The sequence below is a fragment of the Klebsiella sp. JB_Kp004 genome, assembly GCF_040065795.1.
Lineage (GTDB): Bacteria > Pseudomonadota > Gammaproteobacteria > Enterobacterales > Enterobacteriaceae > Klebsiella > Klebsiella quasipneumoniae.
In genome coordinates, this window is the sequence record NZ_JBEAKW010000043.1 from 30700 (window position 1) to 52957 (window position 22258).

The window sequence follows — 22258 nt, forward strand, 5'->3', positions numbered from 1 at the left end:
CCTGCGGGCCGGGAGAGGGCCGACCCGCAGGAGAGGGTTCATCAGGTGCTTAAAACACGTTAAATGGATATTCGACGTAGAACCGCACTTCATTACCGCTGACGTTATAGTCGCTGGCGTTGCTGGAAACCCGCAGTACCGAATAGCGAAGCCTGAATTTCAAATCTTTCGCCGCCCCGTTTTGCACCTGGTATTGAACCTGGTTGAACCATTCATGTTCTTTGCCGTTGCTGGTCTCTGACGTTTTAATGTTATCCCCGCGCACGTAGGCGGTGGTCCAGGTCAGCCCCGGTAGCCCCAGCCCGGCAAAATCCAGTCCATACGATGCCTGCCAGGAGCGTTCATCTTCCCCGTTAAAATCAGACCAGTAGGAGTTGGCCAGCCAGATGGTGTTCCCGCCATCGCCGACGCCGCCCTGGTTCTGGTAGCCGCCGTAGTGGTAGCCGGTGCTGCCGCTGCTTTGCTGGTAAGCGACCTTAAAGGTATGGATATCCCAGATGTAGCTGGCGGCCAGGCTCCAGATACTGTTGCTGCGTCCGGTGTCATTGGCATCGGCATATTGCTGATCCAGGCGTGAGTGATAGCCGTTGAAGTCGAGAACCAGCTGTTGGTTGGCGGCGAACGGCTGCTGATAGTTCAGGCCGAGATACTGTTTGTTCAGCACATCTTCGACATGCGACGCGTACAGCGCGCCGCTGAGCTGGTCATTGAACCGGTAGCTGGCGCCGCCGAAGGACAGGCTTTTCAGACCGCTGTTATGGCTGTCGTCGCTTTTACGCTGCTGATCGGTCAGGTAGCCGGCGTTAATTTCCAGACCGTCGATTTCGCGTGAGGTCAGCATGGTGCCGGTATAGCTCTCGTAGAGCAGGCGCGAGTCGTCGGCGTAGACAATAGGCAACATCGGGCGCTGACTGCCGTAGCTGAGCACGGTATTCGAAAAGCGCATTTTGCCGGTGGCGCCGAATTTCGCGAGGTCGGATTTTGCCCGGCCGTCGTCATCCTGGGCGAAAAAGTCAATGCCGCCCGCGCCGCTGCGGCCGCGGCCACCGTCGAGGCGCACGGCGTACTGGGCGATGCCGTCCACGCCGAAGCCGACCGGCCCCTCGGTAAAGCCGGATTCGAAGGTGGCGATAATTCCCTGGCCCCATTCGGCTTTATCCGGCAGCCCATCGCGATAATCGCGTTTGATATACGCGTTACGTAAAAAGAGATCCAGATGGCTGTCTTCAATAAAGCCCTGGCTGGTAGATTGTTGGCTGGCGAAAGCCGGTGCGGCGGCAATAATGCCAAGTGCGATGAATGATAATTCTTTTTTCACTGAGGGCACTTCTCTGTCTGTCGATATATTCAAGGGAATCACTGCAATCGCAATATTCTCCTGAAATAATGTCAAAAGCAATCATTGTGTGAGCAATGGTATCGGCAGGAAACAAGCGGTGTGGCGCATGCTGGCCAGGTTTGGCGAAGAGGGGTGGACTATTTAATATTTGGTCTAACCCGCTTCTGAAAGGCGGATTGTGTACGCCGTTTTTCATTTGCCAAATAATATTTTGCTGAGTAACAGCATATAAAATAATTGGCTGCGACGAGGTGAAATAATAATTAACGGTTTGTGCGCTTAAGTTATCAATTGATGCGGCTAAATATTTTTACTGGCAGATATAAAAGGGAGGCAGTCATGCCTCCCGCTGGCGATTATTTAATCCCGTCGGCCTTCATGCGATCGCGAATATGCTGGGCGCGCGCTTCTGAGGCCGGGTGATCGTCAAACATCGAGCTCTGACGGCCGGCTTCCAGCTTGGCCAGTTTCTCGAAGCTGGTGGCCAGTCCCGACGGATTGATGCCGCGCTTACGCAGCAGGTCGTAAGAGTAGTCATCCGCTTCCGATTCCTGGCGCTGGGAGAACTGCGAGTTCACCAGTTTTTCACCCAGATCGCCGAGCTGCGACTGGGACAAGCTGCCGACGATGCCGCCGGCGGAGGCCGCTGCCGCGCGCACGGCGTTGGTGCCCAGGGCGACCTGCATGCCTTTCTTCACATGGCCCAGCGCGACGTGGCCCATTTCATGGCCGATCACCGCCTCGACTTCATTATCGTTCATCAGATCCATCAGCCCGCTGTAGACGCGGATGCAGCCGTTGGCCATGGCGAAGGCGTTGACATCCTTGGTCTCATAGACCTTGTAGTTCACGGGCTGACCATTGATGTTATCGCCCAGCGCGGCCGCGATTTTGTTCAGCCGCTGGCTGTATTCACTGCTGGCCGGGGCGATTTTCGCTTTGGCGTCCATCTCTTTACAGGCCTGGTCGCTTAAGGTTTTCACCTGCGCGTCGCTGAGAGAGTATGCCTGGAAGGCTTCGGCCCCTGAGCTGAGCAGACCGTTGGAGTCCATGTTCTGACATCCGGTGAGCGTTGCTGCGACCCCAAGAGCAAGTACGGTTGAGCGAATTTTCATTTTTTATCTTCCACAATCTTATGGTTGTTTATCCGACAATACGGCGACGGCAGGGAACCGTATTCTGCGTAAATTATAAAGAGTATCGCAGGATGCGGGCGAGCGGATTCCGGCGTAGCACAACCTGTTCCAGAGATTTCTTAAAGGGCAAAAGGATGCTCCATGTACATGACTTGTCGCTTGGGTTACATTGTTCACACTTTTTTCCGGCGTAGCCCAAAACGCGCTCTCGTCAAGTCGTTAAGGGCATGGCCTTCAACAGTCCGAACTGGAGTCAAAATGTCCTCACGTAAAGAGCTTGCTAACGCTATTCGTGCGCTGAGCATGGACGCTGTACAGAAAGCCAAATCCGGCCACCCGGGTGCCCCGATGGGTATGGCTGACATTGCCGAAGTGCTGTGGCGTGATTTCCTGAACCATAACCCGAACAATCCGGCCTGGGCTGACCGTGACCGTTTTGTACTGTCCAATGGCCATGGTTCGATGCTGATATACAGCCTGCTGCACCTCACTGGCTACGATCTGCCGATTGAAGAGCTGAAAAACTTCCGCCAGCTGCACTCCAAAACGCCGGGCCACCCGGAAGTCGGCTACACTGCGGGCGTGGAAACCACCACCGGTCCGCTGGGCCAGGGTATCGCTAACGCGGTCGGGATGGCTATCGCCGAGAAAACTCTGGCGGCGCAGTTCAACCGTCCGGGCCACGACATCGTCGACCACTACACCTACGCCTTCATGGGCGACGGCTGCATGATGGAAGGCATTTCTCACGAAGTGTGCTCCCTGGCCGGTACCCTGAAGCTGGGCAAACTGGTGGCCTTCTATGATGACAACGGCATCTCCATCGACGGCCACGTTGAAGGCTGGTTCACCGACGATACCGCCAAACGCTTTGAAGCCTACGGCTGGCACGTGGTGCGCGGCGTTGACGGTCACGACGCTGACGCCATCAAACGCGCAGTAGAAGAAGCGCGCGCGGTCACCGACAAACCGTCCCTGCTGATGTGCAAAACCATCATCGGCTTCGGTTCGCCGAACAAAGCCGGTACCCACGACTCCCACGGCGCGCCGCTGGGCGACGCCGAAATCGCCCTGACCCGCGAAGCGCTGGGCTGGAAACACGCGCCGTTTGACATCCCGTCTGACATCTATGCGCAGTGGGATGCCAAAGAAGCCGGTCAGGCGAAAGAAGCGGCATGGAATGAGAAGTTCGCTGCCTACGCCAAAGCCTTCCCGCAGGAAGCCGCCGAATTCACCCGTCGTATGAAAGGCGAGATGCCGTCTGACTTCGACGCCAAAGCCAACGAGTTCATCGCGAAGCTGCAGGCCAACCCGGCGAAAATCGCCAGCCGTAAAGCCTCTCAGAACGCCATCGAAGCTTTCGGTCCGCTGCTGCCGGAATTCCTCGGCGGTTCCGCTGACCTGGCGCCGTCCAACCTGACTCTGTGGTCTGGTTCTAAGCCGATCAACGAAGACACCGCGGGTAACTACATTCACTACGGCGTGCGTGAGTTCGGTATGACCGCTATCGCCAACGGCATCGCGCTGCACGGCGGCTTCCTGCCGTACACCTCCACCTTCCTGATGTTCGTGGAATACGCGCGTAATGCGGTACGTATGGCCGCGCTGATGAAACAGCGTCAGGTGATGGTCTACACCCACGACTCCATCGGTCTGGGCGAAGATGGCCCGACTCACCAGCCGGTAGAGCAGGTGGCTTCTCTGCGCGTAACGCCGAACATGTCCACCTGGCGTCCGTGTGACCAGGTTGAATCCGCGATTGCATGGAAATATGGCGTCGAGCGTCAGGACGGCCCGACCGCGCTGATCCTCTCCCGTCAGAACCTGGCGCAGCAGGAGCGTACCGAAGAGCAGCTGGCGAACGTGGCCCGCGGCGGTTACGTGCTGAAAGATTGCGCCGGCCAGCCGGAGCTGATCTTCATCGCCACCGGTTCCGAAGTGGAGCTGGCGGTGGCCGCGTGGGACAAACTGACCGCCGAAGGCGTGAAGGCGCGCGTGGTCTCCATGCCGTCCACCGACGCGTTCGACAAGCAGGATGCGGCCTACCGTGAATCCGTACTGCCGAAAGCCGTGACCGCGCGCGTTGCCGTGGAAGCGGGTATTGCTGATTACTGGTTCAAATACGTTGGCCTGAACGGGGCGATCGTTGGCATGACCACCTTCGGTGAGTCTGCGCCGGCTGAGCAGCTGTTCGAAGAGTTCGGCTTCACCGTCGACAACGTGGTCGCTAAAGCGAAAGCGCTGCTGTAATTGCGGTTACGGTGCGGGCTGATGCCCGCCCCCCAACCCTCTCCCACAGGAAAGGGTGCAAACGCCAAAAACGGTAACCCCTGGGTTACCGTTTTGCTTTTACCTCGCCACCCGGCTTTTTTGTATCTGCTATTCCTGAACCATGTAATACGGTTGTAAATTATTCCAGCGAAAATGTGATGTGAGTCATATAGCTGGTTTATTGCGCTGGACAAACATTCCTTTTATTCCTCGTTTGGCTTATTCTAGCTGAAGCGTTTCAGTCGTTTAAATGTTCGACAATTAATCAATCAGTCGCAGTTTGCAGCTGGTAAGGTTTCCCTCAGAGCGTAGCTGGATTACTCTGTCAGCCACCTCATAACAGGGACAGCCTTGCAGGAGATCTATGACCATTCGCATCGCGATTAATGGCTTCGGTCGTATTGGACGCAACGTGGTTCGTGCGCTATATGAATCCGGGCGCCGTGCGGAAATCACCGTGGTGGCTATCAATGAGCTGGCGGATGCTGCGGGCATCGCGCATTTGTTGAAATATGACACCAGCCATGGCCGTTTCGCCTGGGATGTTCGTCAGGAGCGCGAGCAGCTGTTTGTTGGCGATGATGCCATCCGTCTGCTGCACGAGCCGACCATTGCGGCGCTGCCCTGGCGCGAGCTGGCGGTAGACGTGGTGCTCGACTGCACCGGCGTTTACGGGAGCCGTGAACACGGTGAGGCGCACCTGCAGGCTGGGGCGAAGAAAGTGCTCTTCTCCCATCCCGGCGGCAACGACCTCGACGCGACGGTGGTGTACGGCGTCAATCAGGATGAACTCCGCGCCGAGCATCGCATTGTCTCCAACGCCTCCTGCACCACCAACTGCATTATTCCGATCATTAAACTGTTAGATGATGCCTATGGCATCGAGTCCGGCACCGTCACCACCATTCACTCGGCGATGCATGACCAGCAGGTGATTGACGCCTACCATCCGGATCTCCGGCGTACCCGCGCGGCCAGCCAGTCGATCATTCCGGTGGATACCAAACTGGCGGCAGGGATCACCCGTATTTTCCCGCAGTTTAATGACCGTTTTGAAGCGATTGCCGTGCGGGTGCCGACGATAAACGTGACGGCAATTGACCTGAGCGTGACGGTCAAAAAACCGGTAAAAGCATGTGAAGTCAACCAGTTGCTGCAAAAAGCAGCACAAGGTGCATTTCATGGTATAGTTGACTATACGGAATTACCGTTGGTCTCAACAGATTTTAACCACGATCCGCACAGCGCCATCGTCGATGGCACGCAAACCCGGGTCAGTGGCGCGCATCTGATCAAAACGCTGGTCTGGTGCGATAACGAATGGGGCTTTGCTAACCGAATGCTCGACACGACGTTAGCGATGGCGGCTATTGGTTTCAGGTTCGACGCGTAAACGTCGACAAAACTTTATGAATCAACGAGAGGATTCACCATGTCTGTAATTAAGATGACCGATCTGGATCTGGCTGGTAAACGCGTTTTTATCCGTGCGGATCTGAACGTACCAGTTAAAGACGGGAAAGTAACCAGCGACGCACGTATCCGTGCCTCTCTGCCGACCATTGAACTGGCGCTGAAGCAGGGCGCGAAAGTCATGGTTACTTCTCACCTGGGTCGTCCGACCGAAGGCGAGTACAACGAAGAATTCTCTCTGCTGCCGGTTGTTAATTACCTGAAAGACAAACTGTCCAGCCCGGTACGTCTGGTTAAAGACTACCTGAACGGCGTGGAAGTCGCTGCCGGCGAGCTGGTGGTGCTGGAAAACGTTCGCTTCAACAAAGGCGAGAAAAAAGACGACGAAGCGCTGTCCAAAAAATACGCCGCGCTGTGCGACGTGTTCGTAATGGACGCTTTCGGTACCGCGCACCGCGCGCAGGCTTCCACCCACGGTATCGGCAAATTTGCTGACGTGGCGTGCGCAGGCCCGCTGCTGGCCGCTGAACTGGACGCGCTGGGTAAAGCGCTGAAAGAGCCGGCTCGTCCGATGGTCGCTATCGTCGGTGGTTCTAAAGTATCCACCAAACTGACCGTGCTGGATTCCCTGTCTAAAATCGCTGACCAGCTGATCGTCGGCGGCGGTATCGCCAACACCTTCGTTGCCGCTCAGGGCCACAACGTCGGTAAATCCCTGTACGAAGCGGATCTGGTTGATGAAGCCAAGCGCCTGCTGAGCACCTGCGATATCCCGGTTCCGACTGACGTTCGCGTCGCGACCGAGTTCTCCGAAACCGCAACGGCGACTCTGAAATCTGTTAACGACATTAAAGATGACGAGCAGATTCTGGACCTCGGCGACGTTTCCGCACAGAAACTGGCTGACATCCTGAAAAACGCCAAAACCATTCTGTGGAACGGCCCGGTTGGCGTATTCGAATTCCCGAACTTCCGTAAAGGGACTGAAATCGTGGCTAACGCTATCGCGGACAGCGAAGGTTTCTCCATCGCCGGCGGCGGCGACACCCTGGCAGCGATCGACCTGTTCGGCATCGCTGACAAAATTTCCTACATCTCCACTGGCGGCGGCGCGTTCCTTGAATTCGTCGAAGGCAAAGTCCTGCCGGCAGTAGCGATGCTCGAAGAGCGCGCTAAGCAGTAATTCAGTTCAGGCGGGGAAACCCGCCTGTTTTTCAGCGCGCTTAAGGGCTCGCGAACCTTCTTCAACGGTCGAAGATACAGATACAGGACTAAGTAACATGTCTAAAATTTTTGATTTCGTAAAACCGGGCGTCATCACTGGCGACGACGTTCAGAAAGTGTTCCAGGTAGCGAAAGAAAACAACTTTGCACTGCCGGCGGTAAACTGCGTAGGTACTGACTCCATCAACGCCGTTCTGGAAGCTGCTGCGAAAGTTCGCTCTCCGGTTATCGTTCAGTTCTCTAACGGCGGCGCGGCGTTCATCGCAGGTAAAGGCGTGAAAACTGACGTTCCTCAGGGTGCTGCTATCCTCGGCGCTATCTCTGGCGCGCACCACGTGCACCAGATGGCTGAGCACTACGGCGTGCCGGTTATCCTGCACACTGACCACTGCGCGAAGAAACTGCTGCCGTGGATCGACGGCCTGCTGGACGCGGGTGAAAAACACTTCGCCGCTACCGGCAAACCGCTGTTCTCTTCTCACATGATCGACCTGTCTGAAGAGTCTCTGCACGAAAACATCGAAATCTGCTCTAAATACCTGGCGCGCATGGCCAAAATGGACATGACCCTGGAAATCGAACTGGGTTGCACCGGTGGCGAAGAAGACGGCGTGGACAACAGCCACATGGACGCTTCCGCCCTGTACACCCAGCCGGAAGACGTGGATTACGCGTACACCGAGCTGAGCAAAATCAGCCCGCGCTTCACCATCGCCGCTTCCTTCGGTAACGTACACGGCGTGTACAAACCGGGTAACGTCGTTCTGACCCCGACTATCCTGCGCGACTCTCAGGAATATGTTTCCAAGAAACACAACCTGCCGCACAACAGCCTGAACTTCGTCTTCCACGGCGGTTCCGGTTCTTCCGCTCAGGAAATCAAAGACTCCGTTAGCTACGGCGTAGTGAAAATGAACATCGATACCGACACCCAATGGGCAACCTGGGACGGTATCCTGCAGTACTACAAAACTAACGAAGCTTACCTGCAGGGCCAGCTGGGCAACCCGAAAGGCGAAGACCAGCCGAACAAGAAATACTACGATCCGCGCGTATGGCTGCGTGCTGCACAGACTTCCATGGTGACTCGTCTGGAGCAGGCATTTAAAGAGCTGAACGCGATCGACGTTCTGTAAGAAAAATCTGTTTCTTACCCTGAGGCCCGCAGCAATGCGGGCTTTTTTATTAGCTTAACAACAGGATAGCGCGGCAGAAAACTGTGATCCATTTGGCAAAACGTGCACTTATTGTTTACCCTATAACCTGACTGCCCTGTCGCAGGCTGAGTTATTTACTTCCCCCTGGGGGATTCATAAGGAATGTTAAATGGAAGATTTGAACGTTGTCGATAGCATCAACCACGCCGGGACGTGGCTGGCACGCAACCAGGAGCTGCTGCTGAGCTATGCCGTCAACATCGTCGCGGCTATCGCTATCCTGATCGTCGGGATGATCGTGGCGCGCGTCGTCTCTAACACCGTCAACCGCCTGATGCTGGCGCGTAAAATTGACGCCACCGTTGCCGATTTTCTCTCCGCGCTGGTGCGCTATGCGGTTATCGCCTTTACGCTGATTGCCGCCCTGGGCCGCGTGGGCGTGCAGACCGCCTCGGTCATTGCGGTACTGGGCGCCGCGGGTTTAGCCGTCGGTCTGGCGCTGCAGGGGTCACTGTCTAACCTCGCGGCTGGCGTACTGCTGGTGATGTTCCGCCCGTTCCGCGCCGGTGAATATGTCGATCTCGGCGGCATTGCGGGTACCGTACAGAATGTGCAGATTTTCTCCACGACCCTGCGTACCGTCGATGGCAAAATCGTGGTGGTGCCGAACGGCAAAATTATCGCCGGCAACATCATTAACTTCTCCCGCGAACCGGCGCGCCGCAATGAGTTTATTATCGGCGTCTCTTACGATGCCGATATCGACAAGGTGAAGCAGCTCCTGACCTCGATTATCGAATCTGACGATCGTATTCTGCGCGATCGGGAAATGACGGTGCGCCTGAACGAACTCGGCGCCTCGTCGGTGAACTTCGTGGTGCGCGTGTGGAGCAAAAGCAGCGATCTGCAAAACGTCTACTGGGATATCCTCGAGCGCATCAAGCGTGAATTTGACGCCAATGGCATCAGCTTCCCTTATCCGCAGATGGATGTTCATGTGGTGCGCCTGCCGGAAAAAGCCGAGTAAACCACCACTCAGTGACTCAGGCCGGCCATGCCGGCCTTTTTTAATGGCTCATTATTAGCTTCGCTTATTAATGATTAATACTTTCAATTTCCGCTAATAATTTATTCGCGTTATAGTCAGCGCCACTCTCGAAGACAGCGGAAAAATCCTCATGTTTACCTATTACTTTCAGGGCCTTGCCCTGGGAGCGGCAATGATTTTGCCGCTTGGCCCACAAAATGCTTTCGTGATGAATCAGGGCATCCGTCGTCAGTATCACCTGATGATTGCCCTGCTGTGCGCCGTCAGCGACTTGCTGCTGATCTGCGCCGGCATTTTTGGCGGCAGCGCGCTGCTGATGCAGTCCCCCTGGCTACTGGCGCTCGTGACCTGGGGCGGCGTGGCCTTTTTACTGTGGTACGGCTTTGGCGCGCTGAAGACGGCGTTCAGTCAGAATCTTGAGCTCGCCAGCGCCGAGGCGATGCAGCAGGGGCGCTGGAAAATCATTATCACTATGCTGGCGGTCACCTGGCTGAATCCGCACGTTTATCTGGATACGTTTGTGGTGCTGGGCAGCCTGGGAGGCCAGCTGGCGATGGAGCCGAAGCGCTGGTTTGCGCTGGGAACCATTAGCGCCTCTTTCCTGTGGTTCTTTGGTCTGGCGCTGTTGGCCGCCTGGCTGGCGCCGCGGCTGCGTACCGCCAGAGCCCAGCGGATCATCAACATTGTCGTCGGCGCCGTCATGTGGTTTATTGCGTTTCAGCTGGCAAAAGAGGGCGTCGTCCATATCCAGGCGTTGCTCAACTAAGCGTTGTCCGATGGACTTTCCTGCTGTACGCGCTAAGCTTGCTGGCATGCGTCCCGTAAGGGCGATTTAAGTAACATGGAGAAACGACAGTGAAGTTAAAAGTCTTAGCCCTGGCGGCAACACTCGGATTTAGCACGATGGCGGCACAGGCCAGCGAATTGCCGGACGGTCCGCACATTGTGACTTCAGGCACAGCAAGCGTTGCTGCGGTTCCGGATATCGCTACCCTGGCGATCGAAGTGAACGTGGCGGCAAAAGATGCCGCATCGGCAAAAAAACAGGCTGACGATCGCGTTGCGCAATACCTCTCTTTCCTCGAAAAGAGCGGCATTGCGAAAAAAGACATCAACTCGGCGAATCTGCGTACCCAACCTGATTACGACTATCAGAACGGGAAAAGCATTCTGAAAGGCTATCGCGCGGTGCGCACCGTCGAAGTGACCTTGCGCCAGCTGGATAAGCTCAACGGTCTGCTGGATGGCGCCCTGAAAGCCGGTCTGAACGAAATTCGCTCCGTCTCGCTGGGCGTTGCGCAACCGGACGCTTACAAAGATAAAGCGCGTAAAGCGGCGATCGACGACGCCGTGCACCAGGCGCAGGAGCTGGCCGCAGGTTTCCACAGCAAGCTGGGGCCAGTGTACAGCGTACGCTACCATGTCTCTAATTATCAGCCGAGCCCGATGGTTCGCATGATGAAGGCCGCTGACGCTGCGCCGGTTTCCGCCCAGGAAACCTACGAGCAGGCGACTATCCAGTTTGACGACCAGGTCGACGTCGTGTTTGAACTGCAGCCGGCGCAGGCCGCGGCACCGGCGAAACCGGCTGAAGCGCCGAAACCGGCCCAGTAAGCGATAGAAACAAAAAAGCCACTTCAGCGAAGTGGCTTTTTTTATGCCCGCGGTTTAATCCTGACGCAGCACCTTGTGACCGTAGTCGATGAGCGCATCGGTCACCCGCCGCATCATGCGGCTTTCCGGGGCAAAGCGGTGCCAGTAGAGCATACGGCGCTGAAACAGGCCGGGAGTGAGATCGATAAGCTCGCCGCTGTTGAGCTCTTTTTCGATCTGCAGATGCGGGATCATACAGCAGGTAGTGCCCTGGCGCGCCAGCTGGACGAAGGCTTCCGACGAGTTGACGATATGGCAAGGGACGCTGCCCGGCGGCAGGTCGAAGTTTTGCTGCAGAAAGGCCTGATGCATATCGTCCAGATGGTCGAAGGCGACGACCGGCGCTTTCAGCAGCGCCGAACGCGTTACGCCGTTCGGGAAGTAGCGTTGCGCAAACTCTTTTGAGGCGACAAACAGGTAATCGAGCGCGCCGAGCTGATCCACCAGGCAGCTTGGCAGCGCCTGCGGCTGGATACTTACCGCGCCGACCACTTCGCCACGGCGCAGGCGCTCCTGGGTGCGGGTTTCATCTTCCACCTGCAGGTTGAGACGAATAGGGGAGTCCGACAGCACATTAGCCAGCGCCGGCAGCAGCCAGGTCGCCAGACTGTCGGCGTTCACCGCCAGCGACAGCAACAGCGGCGTGGAGCCAGTCTGCTCGTCGCCCAGCCACTCCTCTTCCAGCAGTTCAACCTGGCGCAACAGAGCCAGCAATTTTTGTCCTTGCTCGGTTGGGCGTGGCGGCACGGTACGTACCAGCAGCGGCTGGCCGAACATATTTTCCAGCTGCTTAATACGCTGTGAGACGGCGGACTGGGTAATACATAGCTTCTGCGCGGCGCGCTCAAATCCTCGTTCTCTAATCACCGCGTCCAGCGCTTGTAGTGTCCTGTAGTCCGGTCGTTTCATTATTCTGGCGTGCCCCCATAACTAATCGTTATCTCGCACTATGACATAAATTTTTATTTGATACAGACGAAATTGGTCTGCTCTGTTGTGTGATCTGCATCGCAGGGACATTTCCACTGTCGATGTTCTATAATGCGCCACAGGCATTCACATCTCGGACCATAATTATGACGCAGGATGAACTGAAAAAAGCGGTAGGTTGGGCAGCGCTGCAATACGTACAGCCAGGGACCATTGTGGGCGTTGGCACCGGCTCGACGGCGGCCCATTTTATTGACGCGCTGGGCACCATGAAAGGGCAGATCGAAGGGGCGGTCTCCAGCTCCGATGCCTCCACCGAGAAGCTGAAAAGCCTCGGGATCACCGTCTTCGATCTCAACAGCGTCGATCGCCTGGGGATCTACGTTGACGGCGCGGATGAGATCAACGGTCACATGCAGATGATCAAAGGCGGCGGCGCGGCGCTGACCCGTGAGAAGATCATCGCTTCGGTGGCCGATAAATTTATCTGCATCGCCGATGCCTCCAAACAGGTCGATATTCTGGGCAAATTCCCGCTGCCGGTTGAAGTCATTCCGATGGCGCGCAGCGCCGTTGCACGCCAGCTGGTCAAGCTGGGCGGTCGTCCGGAATACCGTCAGGGCGTGGTGACCGATAACGGCAACGTGATCCTTGACGTGCACGGCCTGGAAATTCTCGATGCTATCGCGCTGGAAAACGCGATTAACGGCATTCCTGGCGTCGTGACCGTAGGGCTGTTCGCCAATCGCGGCGCCGACGTGGCGCTGATCGGCACCGCTGACGGTGTGAAAACCATCGTAAAATAGTCTGTCCGCAGGGAGCCAACCGGCTCCCTCGCAAATATTTTTTCACCTGGTGCAATTTAGTGACTTCTGTCACATTTGTGCAACCATTCTGATTAACGCGCTACCGTTCATTATCTTTCTGGTGTTTTGTCCTGCCATTTCCTTCTGAATGACATTTCTTCAGGACGGCGACGCAAACGTTCATATTGCCGCGATAGTTTTTTTTGATATGTTGCTGAGACGAACTTTCGTTCAGCACGACATCAGTTAAGACAAAACAGGACGGGGAAATGGCTAAGGTATCACTGGAAAAAGACAAGATTAAATTTCTGCTGGTTGAAGGTGTGCATCAAAAGGCAATCGATAGCCTTCGCGCGGCAGGTTACACCAACATTGAATTTCATAAAGGCGCGCTGGATTCCGAACAGCTGAAAGCGTCGATCCGTGATGCCCATTTCATCGGCCTGCGTTCCCGTACCCATCTGACTGAAGAGATTTTCGCCGCGGCGGAAAAACTGGTTGCCGTCGGCTGCTTCTGCATCGGTACCAACCAGGTGGATCTGAACGCCGCCGCGAAGCGCGGTATTCCAGTGTTTAACGCGCCATTCTCCAATACCCGTTCGGTGGCCGAGCTGGTGATCGGTGAGCTGCTGCTGCTGCTGCGCGGCGTGCCGGAAGCCAACGCCAAGGCGCATCGCGGCGTATGGAATAAGCTGGCGGTGGGGAGCTTTGAAGCGCGCGGCAAGAAACTGGGGATTATCGGTTACGGCCACATCGGCACCCAGCTCGGCATTCTGGCGGAATCGCTGGGGATGCATGTCTTCTTCTATGATATTGAAAACAAACTGCCGCTCGGCAACGCCACTCAGGTACAGCATCTCTCCGACCTGCTGAACATGAGCGACGTGGTCAGCCTGCACGTGCCGGAAAACGCCTCCACCAAAAATATGATGGGCGCGGAAGAGCTGGCGCTGATGAAGCCGGGCGCGCTGCTGATCAACGCCTCCCGCGGTACCGTGGTGGATATTCCGGCGCTATGCGATGCGCTGGCGAGTAAGCATCTGGCCGGGGCGGCAATCGACGTCTTCCCGACCGAACCCGCGACCAACAGCGACCCCTTCACTTCGCCGCTGTGCGAATTTGATAACGTGATCCTGACTCCGCATATCGGTGGCTCCACTCAGGAAGCGCAGGAGAACATCGGTCTGGAAGTGGCCGGCAAACTGGCCAAGTACTCTGACAACGGGTCAACCCTGTCGGCGGTCAACTTCCCGGAAGTTTCTCTGCCGCTGCACGGCGGCCGCCGTCTGCTGCACATCCATGAGAACCGGCCGGGCGTCCTGACCGCCATCAACCAGATCTTCGCCGCGCAGAGCATCAACATTGCCGCCCAGTATCTGCAAACGTCGCCGCAGATGGGCTACGTGGTTATTGATATCGAAGCGGAAGAAGATGTTGCCCAGCAGGCGCTGCAGGCAATGAAAGCGATCCCGGGGACTATCCGCGCCCGTCTGCTGTTCTAATCATTTTTGCCTCTCGGGCAGGTCGCGTACCTGCCCGTTTTTTTGTTAATACCTTCCAGGCTGAATTTCTCGTCCCCGCGTACCTACCAACACCAGATTTTCCCCGGGGTGATCACCGCCGGCAGCGGGATATCCCACTCTTCGCTCGGCAGGGTGTCCACCTGCTGGCAGTCATGCGCGTAGCCCACCGGCTGCAGACGATACTGCTGCCAGTTTTGCAGCGTCCGGTCGTAAAAACCGCCACCCATCCCCAGCCGTTGGCCGACGGCATCGAAGGCCACCAGCGGGGTGACCAGCACATCGAGATCAGCGAGCGGCAGCACGTCGCGCACGTCGAGCTTCGGTTCGCGGATCTTCAGGCGATTTACTATCAGTTCGCTCTGCGGATGGTAATGTAAAAACAGCAGGTTACCGGGGCTAAACGGATGCAGCACCGGGAGATAGACTCGCTTACCGGCCCGCCAGAGCTGGTCGATCAGCGGTTGGGTGTCCAGCTCGCCGTCAAAGGAGAGAAACAGCGCCACGGTGTGGGCGAGAACCACCGGCGGCCAGGCCATCATCCGCTCTGCGGCCTGCAGGGCAAACTGCCGCTGTTGCTCAGGGCTGAGCGCGCGTCGACGCTCGCGGATCTGCTGGCGAATGTGCTGGCGGGAGAGCAGGGTATCGGGCTGTAGAGTCATGCAGGTCTCATGGCGAGCAGGCGTAACAATAGAAAACAGTGTAATACAGTGCGGCATCAGCCGAAAACAGGCGTGGGGAAATAATGCGAGGTAAGGAAGGGAATCTCCGAGATGCCGCCGCAGGCTGTAACCCTTGAACCCTTGGTTCAAGGTGAATGTGTCGTCACAGTTTTAAGGCTTCTCGGACGGACCGAGCATGCTCACCAACCGTGGAGCGCCACATTCTTGTGGTATGAAATATCGGCTCAGGGGACTGGCCCGCTTGCAAACATCTCAGAGAAATTTTGTTCCTGGAATTACTCTAACACAGTTAACTGCAAAGTGTTATTCAAACTTCGACCCTGGTCTTTCGCTTATGCGACCTTGCTCAAGCAATGCTTGCTCGATGGTCTGCTGAAGCATCCGAATGCGCTGCTCCATACTGGAAGCGTAGTCGCGGGTCTTCGCTTTTTCCTGAGTCAACTCATAGCTGATGTTCAACGCGGCGATGAAGACCAGCTGCTCAGTATTTGTGACTCTAGTGCGTTCTTTTAAATCTTGCAACCGCTGATTAAGGTCTTCAGCTGCCTGATTCAGGGCATCCCTTTGTTCAGGCGGGCAATTCACTCGCAGTGAACGGCCGAAAATTTGGAGATCTACGGGTTGTGCAGACATGCCACCTTCCTGCTGATTGACTGCGCTGCCTTCACACCCTGACCCGGGTCTGCGAAGGGGCGACACTATAGCTACCCTGGTGCGAAGATACAAGCCCTATTCTGGTTCACCAGGGTCCAAAGTGGTAGCATACCATGAATATTCCTCCCAACGATGACGAATGCTCATGTCTATACAGAACGAAATGCCTGGTTACAACGATGTAGACCAGTTACTGAACCAACAAGGGGTAGGGCTTACCCCGGCCGAGATGCACGGTTTGATCAGCGGATTACTGTGCGGCGGCAACACGGACAGCAGCTGGCAGCCGCTGGTGCACGACCTGACCAACGAAGGTCTCGCCTTCGGCCATGAGCTGGCCCAGGCGCTGCGTAACATGCATTCCGCCATCAGCGACTCACTGGATGACGACGGCTTCCTCTTTCAACTGTATCTGCCGGAAGGCGATGCGGTGAGCGTCTTTGACCGCGCCGACGCCCTCGCCGGCTGGGTCAACCACTTCCTTCTCGGCCTTGGCGTTAGCCAGCCGAAGCTGGATAAAGTGAAAGACGAAACCGGGGAAGCGATTGACGATCTGCGTAATATTGCCCAACTGGGCTACGATGAAGACGAAGATCAGGAAGAGCTGGAGATGTCTCTGGAGGAGATTATCGAGTATGTCCGCGTAGCCGCACTGCTGTGCCACGACACCTTTGCGCGTCAGCAGCCAACCGCACCGGAAGTCCGCAAACCGACATTACACTAACTAAAATTCGTTCAGGGGGCGTCATGACTCAGCAGGAATTTCTCTCGCGTCGCCAGGCGCTGTTGGCGCAGATGCAGCCAGGCAGCGCGGCGCTGATTTTCGCCGCACCGGAAGCGGTGCGCAGTGCAGATTCGGAATATCCCTACCGGCAGAACAGCGATTTCTGGTACTTCACCGGCTTCAACGAACCGGAAGCGCTGCTGGTGTTGATTAAAAGCGATGAAACCCACAACCATAGCGTGCTGTTCAACCGGGTTCGCGATCTGACCGCTGAGATCTGGTTCGGTCGCCGTCTGGGCCAGGAGGCCGCGCCGGCGAAGCTGGGCGTTGACCGGGCGCTGGCGTTCAGCGAAATCAACCAGCAGCTGTATCAGCTGCTCAACGGTCTGGACGCTATCTATTTTGCCCAAGGCGAATATGCCTATGCCGATGAGATTGTGTTCAACGCCCTCGAAAAACTCCGCAAAGGCTCGCGGCAGAACCTGCAGGCGCCGAACTCGGTGATCGACTGGCGGCCCATTGTGCATGAGATGCGCCTGTTCAAATCCGCGGAAGAGCTGGCCGTGATGCGCCGCGCCGGGGAGATCAGCGCCCTGGCCCATACCCGGGCGATGGAAAAATGCCGCCCTGGCATGTTCGAGTATCAGCTGGAGGGCGAAATTCTCCATGAATTCAATCGCCACGGCGCGCGCTTCCCCTCCTATAACACCATCGTTGGCGGCGGCGAAAACGGCTGCATTCTGCACTACACCGAAAACGAATCTGAACTGCGCGACGGCGATTTAGTGCTGATTGACGCCGGCTGCGAGTATCGCGGCTATGCCGGCGACATTACCCGCACCTTCCCGGTGAACGGCAAATTCAGCCAGCCGCAGCGCGAAATCTACGATATCGTGCTGGAATCGCTGGAGACCGCGCTGGAACTCTATCGCCCGGGCACCTCAATCTGCCAGGTGAACCAGGAAGTGGTGCGCATTATGATCACCGGCCTGGTGCGGCTGGGGATCCTCAAAGGCGAGGTTGACGAGCTGATCGCCAACAATGCCCACCGCCCGTACTTTATGCACGGTCTGAGCCACTGGCTGGGGCTGGATGTACACGATGTCGGTCACTACGACACCGACCGTTCTCGCGTCCTGGAGCCGGGGATGGTGCTGACCGTCGAACCGGGGCTGTATATCGCCGCCGACGCCGACGTGCCGGCGCAGTACCGCGGCATCGGCATCCGTATTGAAGATGACATCGTCATTACCGAAGACGGCAACGAAAATCTCACCGCCGGCGTGGTGAAGAAGGCGGATGAGATCGAAGCGCTGATGGCGGCGGCGCGCCAGTCATGAGCGTGCTGATCGTCGGCGGCGGGATGACCGGGGCGACGCTCGCCCTGGCCATCTCCCGTTTGACCGGCGGCGCGCTGCCGGTCCATCTGATTGAGGCGCAGGATCCCCAGTCGGCTCGCCATCCCGGCTTCGACGACCGGGCGATCGCCCTGGCCGCCGGCACCTGCCAGCAGCTGGCGCGCATCGGTGTCTGGCAACGTCTCGCCGAGCGGGCGACGGCTATCCAGCGGGTACACGTCAGCGACCGCGGCCATGCCGGTTTTGTGAATCTGGCGGCGGCGGATTATCGCCTGCCGGCGCTGGGTCAGGTGGTTGAACTCCACGATGTCGGCCAGCGACTGTTTAGCCTGCTGCGCGAGGCGCCGGGCGTGACGCTGCATTGCCCGGCGAAGGTGGCAGCGGTCAGCCGCAGCCAGGAGAGCGTCAGCCTTACCCTTGACGGGGGCGAAACGATCAGCGGCAAGCTGCTGGTGGCGGCGGACGGTTCGCGTTCGTCGCTGGGCGCCCGCTGCGGCATCAGCTGGCAACAGCAGCCCTATGAGCAACTGGCGATTATCGCCAACGTAAGCACCGCGCTGCCCCACGAAGGCCGCGCTTTCGAACGTTTTACCGAGCATGGCCCGCTGGCGATGCTGCCGATGTCGCAAGGGCGCTGCTCGCTGGTGTGGTGTCATCCGCAGTCGCGCCGCGACGAGGTGCTGAGCTGGTCTGACGAACGCTTTTGTCAGGAGCTGCAGCAGGCGTTCGGCTGGCGTTTGGGGCGCATTACCCACGCCGGGAAGCGCAGCGTCTATCCGCTGGCCCTCACCACCGCCAGCCGCGCGGTGTCGCACCGCCTGGCGCTGGTTGGTAACGCGGCGCAGACGCTGCACCCGATTGCCGGGCAGGGCTTTAATCTCGGCCTGCGCGATGTGATGAGTCTGGCGGAGCTGCTCGCTGACGCCCATCTCAGCGGCGAAGATGTCGGCCATTATCCGCTGCTGTGTCGCTATCAGGCGCGCAGAACAGGGGATAAAGCCGCCACCATCGGCGTGACCGATGGGCTGGTGCATCTGTTTGCCAACCGTTGGGCGCCGCTGGTGGTGGGGCGCAATGTCGGTCTGATGGCCATGGAATTATTTACCCCGGCGCGCGATGCGCTGGCGCAGCGTACCCTCGGTTGGGTTCCCCGTTAAGGAGTAGAACGTGCAAAGTGTTGATGTTGCCATTGTTGGCGGTGGAATGGTGGGGCTGGCGGTAGCCTGCGGTTTACAGGGCAGCGGCCTGCGCGTCGCGGTGCTGGAGAAAGCGGAGCCGCAGCCGCTGGCCGATGATGCGCCGCCGGCGCTGCGCGTGTCGGCAATAAACGCCGCCAGCGAAAAGCTGCTGACGAAGCTGGACGTCTGGCGCGAGATCGTTGCCCGACGCGCCAGCTGCTATCACGGAATGGAAGTGTGGGACAAAGACAGCTTCGGCCGCATTAGCTTTGATGACCAGAGCATGGGCTTCAGCCATCTGGGCCATATTATTGAAAACGCCGTGGTGCATTATGCGCTGTGGCAGAAGGCGCAGCGCTGCGCCGACGTTACCCTGCTGGCGCCTGCGCAACTGCAGCAGGTGGCGTGGGGCGAAAATGAGGCCTTTCTCAGCCTGCAGGACGGCAGCATGCTCACCGCGCGTCTGGTGATCGGCGCCGATGGGGCGAATTCGTGGCTGCGCAATAAAGCCGATATTCCGCTGACCTTCTGGGATTACCATCATCACGCGCTGGTGGCGACTATCCGTACCGCTGAGCCGCATCAGGCGGTGGCGCGCCAGGTATTTCATGGAGACGGGATCCTCGCCTTCCTGCCGCTCTGCGATCCGCACCTGTGCTCGATCGTCTGGTCGCTGTCGCCGGCGGAGGCGCAGCGGATGCAGGAGGCTGATGAAGCCACCTTTAGCCAGGCGTTGAATATCGCCTTCGATAATGGCCTTGGCCTCTGCCAGCTGGAAAGCGCACGTGAAGTCTTCCCGCTGACCGGCCGCTATGCCCGCCAGTTCGCCGCCCACCGCCTGGCGCTGGTCGGCGATGCCGCGCATACCATCCACCCGCTGGCCGGGCAGGGCGTCAACCTCGGCTTTATGGATGCGGCCGAGCTTATCGACGAACTGAAGCGTCTGCACGCCCAGGGCAAAGATATCGGCCAGCATCTTTATCTGCGCCGCTACGAGCGCAGCCGCAAGCACAGCGCCGCGCTGATGCTGGCGGGTATGCAGGGCTTCCGCGACATGTTTTCCGGTAGCCATCCGGCGAAGAAGTTCCTCCGCGACATGGGGCTGAAACTGGCCGATACGCTGCCGGGCGTGAAACCGCAGTTGATTCGCCAGGCGATGGGCCTCAACGATCTGCCTGCCTGGTTACGTTAACCGCGTCACACTTCTTTCACCCGGCCTGCGCGCCGGGTTTTCCCCCTCATTTGAAATATTCTAATTTCACCTCTTTTTTCGCATTAGTTTTATTAATGCGTCCTTTTTTTTGTTAAAGAAATTAGGGCTATAAAATCGCATAAAACACCATCATTCCCTAATTCTAGCCGCGGTATTGTTAATTTTATGTGGCGTAAATCGCTTTTTTCCAGTCAATAACTCTGTAGGCTTTTCGGCGGATTTTAGTCATAAGCTAATGTGATGCCCTGAATGAGCTTATGGTTTAGCGCCGGGTTCGGTGGTAAGTTCAGGCAAAAGAGAACGTTTGCGTCGGTGTCCGTCAGCGATGCCGACGCCCCATTTCGTGGCGAAAAATCGCCGACAATCTCGTGGCTGGTTCCGTTTTATTCGATGAGGAAAAGATGGCTCAACAGACTCCGTTGTATGAACAACACACGCTGTGCGGCGCGCGCATGGTGGATTTCCATGGCTGGATGATGCCGCTGCATTACGGATCCCAGATTGATGAGCACCATGCGGTGCGCGGCGACGCAGGCATGTTCGATGTGTCGCATATGACCATCGTTGATTTCCACGGCAGCCGGACCAGAGAGTTCTTGCGCTATTTGCTGGCCAACGACGTAGCGAAGCTCACCACCCCGGGCAAAGCGCTCTACACCGGCATGCTGACCGCCTCCGCCGGCGTCATCGACGACCTGATTGTCTATTTCCTCTCTGAAGATTATTTCCGCCTCGTTGTTAACTCCGCCACCCGCGAAAAAGACCTCGCCTGGATTTCCGAACAAGCTGAACCTTACGGCCTTGAAATCATCGTTCGCGACGATCTGTCGCTGATCGCGGTCCAGGGTCCACAGGCGAAAGCGAAGGCGGCGACGCTGTTCACCGATGCGCAGCGTCAGGCCGTGGAAGGTATGAAGCCGTTCTTCGGCGTGCAGGCCGGCGAGCTGTTTATCGCCACCACCGGCTATACCGGCGAAGCGGGTTATGAAATCGCCATGCCGAACGAGCAGGCGGCGGATTTCTGGCGCGGTCTGCTGGGCGCTGGCGTTAAGCCGTGCGGTCTCGGCGCGCGCGATACCCTGCGCCTGGAGGCCGGGATGAACCTGTATGGCCAGGAGATGGACGAAGGCGTCTCTCCGCTGGCGGCGAATATGGGCTGGACTATTGCCTGGGAACCGGCGGATCGTAACTTTATCGGTCGCGAAGCGCTGGAGATGCAGCGTGAAAAGGGCACCGAACAGCTGGTTGGCCTGGTGATGACCGAGAAAGGCGTCCTGCGCGGCGGCCTGCCGGTACGTTTTACCGATAGCGACGGTAATCAAAAAGAAGGCATTATCACCAGCGGCACCTTCTCGCCGACCCTGGGCTACAGTATCGCGCTGGCTCGCGTGCCGGCCGGGATTGGCGACACCGCGGTGGTGCAAATTCGTAACCGTGAAATGCCGGTAAAAGTGACTAAACCTGGTTTTGTACGCAATGGCAAAGCCATTGTGTGATTTCCCTTTTTTGGAGATGAATTGATGAGCAACGTACCAGCAGAACTGAAATACAGCAAAGAACACGAGTGGCTGCGTAAAGAAGCGGACGGCACCTATACCGTCGGGATCACCGAGCATGCGCAGGAGCTGCTGGGCGATATGGTATTCGTTGATCTGCCGGAAGTGGGCGCCACCGTTGAAGCGGGCGCCGATTGCGCGGTTGCCGAATCCGTGAAGGCGGCTTCCGATATTTATGCCCCGATCAGCGGTGAAATCGTTGCCGTTAACGAAGAGCTGAACAACTCGCCGGAACTGGTCAACAGCGACCCGTACACCGATGGCTGGATCTTCAAAATCAAAGCCAGCGATGAAGCGCAGGTTGCCGCGCTGCTGGATGCGACCGCCTATGAAGCTCTGTTAGAAGACGAATAAATACGTCTCATCCTTCACGCTGCAGGGGCGTTGGCTTCCTG

At 57.5% G+C, this 22258-nt stretch carries 20 protein-coding genes and 1 other RNA gene; 15 read left to right on the top strand and 6 right to left on the bottom strand.

Going from position 1 to position 22258, the window contains the following annotated elements; all coding sequences use genetic code 11:
* Nucleotides 1-49: 49 nt before the first annotated feature.
* A complete protein-coding gene (locus ABLX76_RS18585) occupies nt 50-1318 on the bottom strand; it encodes an OprD family outer membrane porin (RefSeq protein WP_023290988.1) in 1269 nt (422 codons plus the stop codon).
* A 377-nt stretch (nt 1319-1695) separates the two neighbouring features.
* Entirely contained in the window at nt 1696-2454 is a 759-nt protein-coding gene (locus tag ABLX76_RS18590) for a M48 family metallopeptidase (RefSeq protein ID WP_348875044.1), read from the bottom strand.
* A 279-nt stretch (nt 2455-2733) separates the two neighbouring features.
* Here ABLX76_RS18590 and tkt point away from each other — a divergent pair, with 279 nt between their 5' ends.
* From tkt to ABLX76_RS18625, 7 genes are all read left to right on the top strand, one after another.
* Nucleotides 2734-4725 carry a transketolase gene (gene tkt / locus ABLX76_RS18595; RefSeq protein WP_044524697.1) on the top strand — a complete coding sequence of 664 codons (1992 nt, stop codon included), beginning with the start codon at nt 2734-2736 and terminating at the stop codon, nt 4723-4725.
* Between the two features lie 385 nt (nt 4726-5110).
* On the top strand, nt 5111-6139 hold the full coding sequence (epd, locus tag ABLX76_RS18600; protein ID WP_004205289.1) for an erythrose-4-phosphate dehydrogenase: 1029 nt from the start codon (nt 5111-5113) through the stop codon (nt 6137-6139).
* Between the two features lie 39 nt (nt 6140-6178).
* Complete coding sequence (gene pgk, locus ABLX76_RS18605) at nt 6179-7342, top strand: phosphoglycerate kinase (RefSeq protein WP_348875046.1); 1164 nt, start codon at nt 6179-6181, stop codon at nt 7340-7342.
* Nucleotides 7343-7439: 97 nt separating this feature from the next.
* Nucleotides 7440-8519: a class II fructose-bisphosphate aldolase gene (gene fbaA / locus ABLX76_RS18610; protein WP_008806452.1), complete on the top strand. Its 1080-nt coding sequence runs from the start codon at nt 7440-7442 to the stop codon at nt 8517-8519.
* Nucleotides 8520-8709: 190 nt separating this feature from the next.
* Complete coding sequence (locus ABLX76_RS18615; protein ID WP_023290985.1) at nt 8710-9567, top strand: small-conductance mechanosensitive channel MscS; 858 nt, start codon at nt 8710-8712, stop codon at nt 9565-9567.
* A 151-nt stretch (nt 9568-9718) separates the two neighbouring features.
* Complete coding sequence (argO, locus tag ABLX76_RS18620; protein ID WP_048298259.1) at nt 9719-10354, top strand: arginine exporter ArgO; 636 nt, start codon at nt 9719-9721, stop codon at nt 10352-10354.
* 89 nt (nt 10355-10443) lie between these two features.
* The gene (locus tag ABLX76_RS18625; protein ID WP_023290983.1) at nt 10444-11202 is read left to right on the top strand and encodes an oxidative stress defense protein; all 759 of its coding nucleotides are present in this window, start codon (nt 10444-10446) and stop codon (nt 11200-11202) included.
* 54 nt (nt 11203-11256) lie between these two features.
* Here the strand turns inward: ABLX76_RS18625 and argP are convergent, their stop codons facing one another.
* A complete protein-coding gene (gene argP / locus ABLX76_RS18630) occupies nt 11257-12150 on the bottom strand; it encodes a DNA-binding transcriptional regulator ArgP (RefSeq protein ID WP_002916497.1) in 894 nt (297 codons plus the stop codon).
* Between the two features lie 167 nt (nt 12151-12317).
* Here argP and rpiA point away from each other — a divergent pair, with 167 nt between their 5' ends.
* Together rpiA and serA are read left to right on the top strand one after the other, a co-directional pair.
* The gene (gene rpiA, locus ABLX76_RS18635) at nt 12318-12977 is read left to right on the top strand and encodes a ribose-5-phosphate isomerase RpiA (RefSeq protein WP_002916495.1); all 660 of its coding nucleotides are present in this window, start codon (nt 12318-12320) and stop codon (nt 12975-12977) included.
* 269 nt (nt 12978-13246) lie between these two features.
* A complete protein-coding gene (gene serA, locus ABLX76_RS18640; protein ID WP_008806446.1) occupies nt 13247-14479 on the top strand; it encodes a phosphoglycerate dehydrogenase in 1233 nt (410 codons plus the stop codon).
* An 83-nt stretch (nt 14480-14562) separates the two neighbouring features.
* Here the strand turns inward: serA and ABLX76_RS18645 are convergent, their stop codons facing one another.
* The 3 genes from ABLX76_RS18645 to zapA form a co-directional block, all read right to left on the bottom strand.
* A complete protein-coding gene (locus tag ABLX76_RS18645) occupies nt 14563-15159 on the bottom strand; it encodes a 5-formyltetrahydrofolate cyclo-ligase (protein WP_348875048.1) in 597 nt (198 codons plus the stop codon).
* 99 nt (nt 15160-15258) lie between these two features.
* Nucleotides 15259-15442: non-coding RNA, 6S RNA (ssrS, locus tag ABLX76_RS18650), on the bottom strand.
* A 41-nt stretch (nt 15443-15483) separates the two neighbouring features.
* A complete protein-coding gene (zapA, locus tag ABLX76_RS18655) occupies nt 15484-15813 on the bottom strand; it encodes a cell division protein ZapA (protein WP_004205298.1) in 330 nt (109 codons plus the stop codon).
* 166 nt (nt 15814-15979) lie between these two features.
* Between zapA and ABLX76_RS18660 the strand changes: the two genes are divergently transcribed.
* The 6 genes from ABLX76_RS18660 to gcvH all read left to right on the top strand — a co-directional run bounded on the left by ABLX76_RS18660 (nt 15980) and on the right by gcvH (nt 22217).
* Nucleotides 15980-16558, top strand: a complete 579-nt coding sequence (locus ABLX76_RS18660; protein ID WP_002916486.1) for a YecA family protein — start codon at nt 15980-15982, stop codon at nt 16556-16558.
* A 23-nt stretch (nt 16559-16581) separates the two neighbouring features.
* Nucleotides 16582-17898 carry a Xaa-Pro aminopeptidase gene (gene pepP, locus ABLX76_RS18665; protein ID WP_004205299.1) on the top strand — a complete coding sequence of 439 codons (1317 nt, stop codon included), beginning with the start codon at nt 16582-16584 and terminating at the stop codon, nt 17896-17898.
* Complete coding sequence (gene ubiH / locus ABLX76_RS18670; protein WP_218810592.1) at nt 17895-19073, top strand: 2-octaprenyl-6-methoxyphenyl hydroxylase; 1179 nt, start codon at nt 17895-17897, stop codon at nt 19071-19073. Before pepP ends, ubiH begins: the two co-directional genes overlap by 4 nt.
* A 10-nt stretch (nt 19074-19083) precedes the next feature.
* A complete protein-coding gene (gene ubiI, locus ABLX76_RS18675) occupies nt 19084-20286 on the top strand; it encodes an FAD-dependent 2-octaprenylphenol hydroxylase (protein ID WP_348875050.1) in 1203 nt (400 codons plus the stop codon).
* 422 nt (nt 20287-20708) lie between these two features.
* A complete protein-coding gene (gcvT, locus tag ABLX76_RS18680; protein ID WP_086074968.1) occupies nt 20709-21803 on the top strand; it encodes a glycine cleavage system aminomethyltransferase GcvT in 1095 nt (364 codons plus the stop codon).
* A 24-nt stretch (nt 21804-21827) separates the two neighbouring features.
* Complete coding sequence (gene gcvH / locus ABLX76_RS18685; RefSeq protein WP_348875052.1) at nt 21828-22217, top strand: glycine cleavage system protein GcvH; 390 nt, start codon at nt 21828-21830, stop codon at nt 22215-22217.
* The last annotated feature ends 41 nt before the right edge of the window (nt 22218-22258 follow it).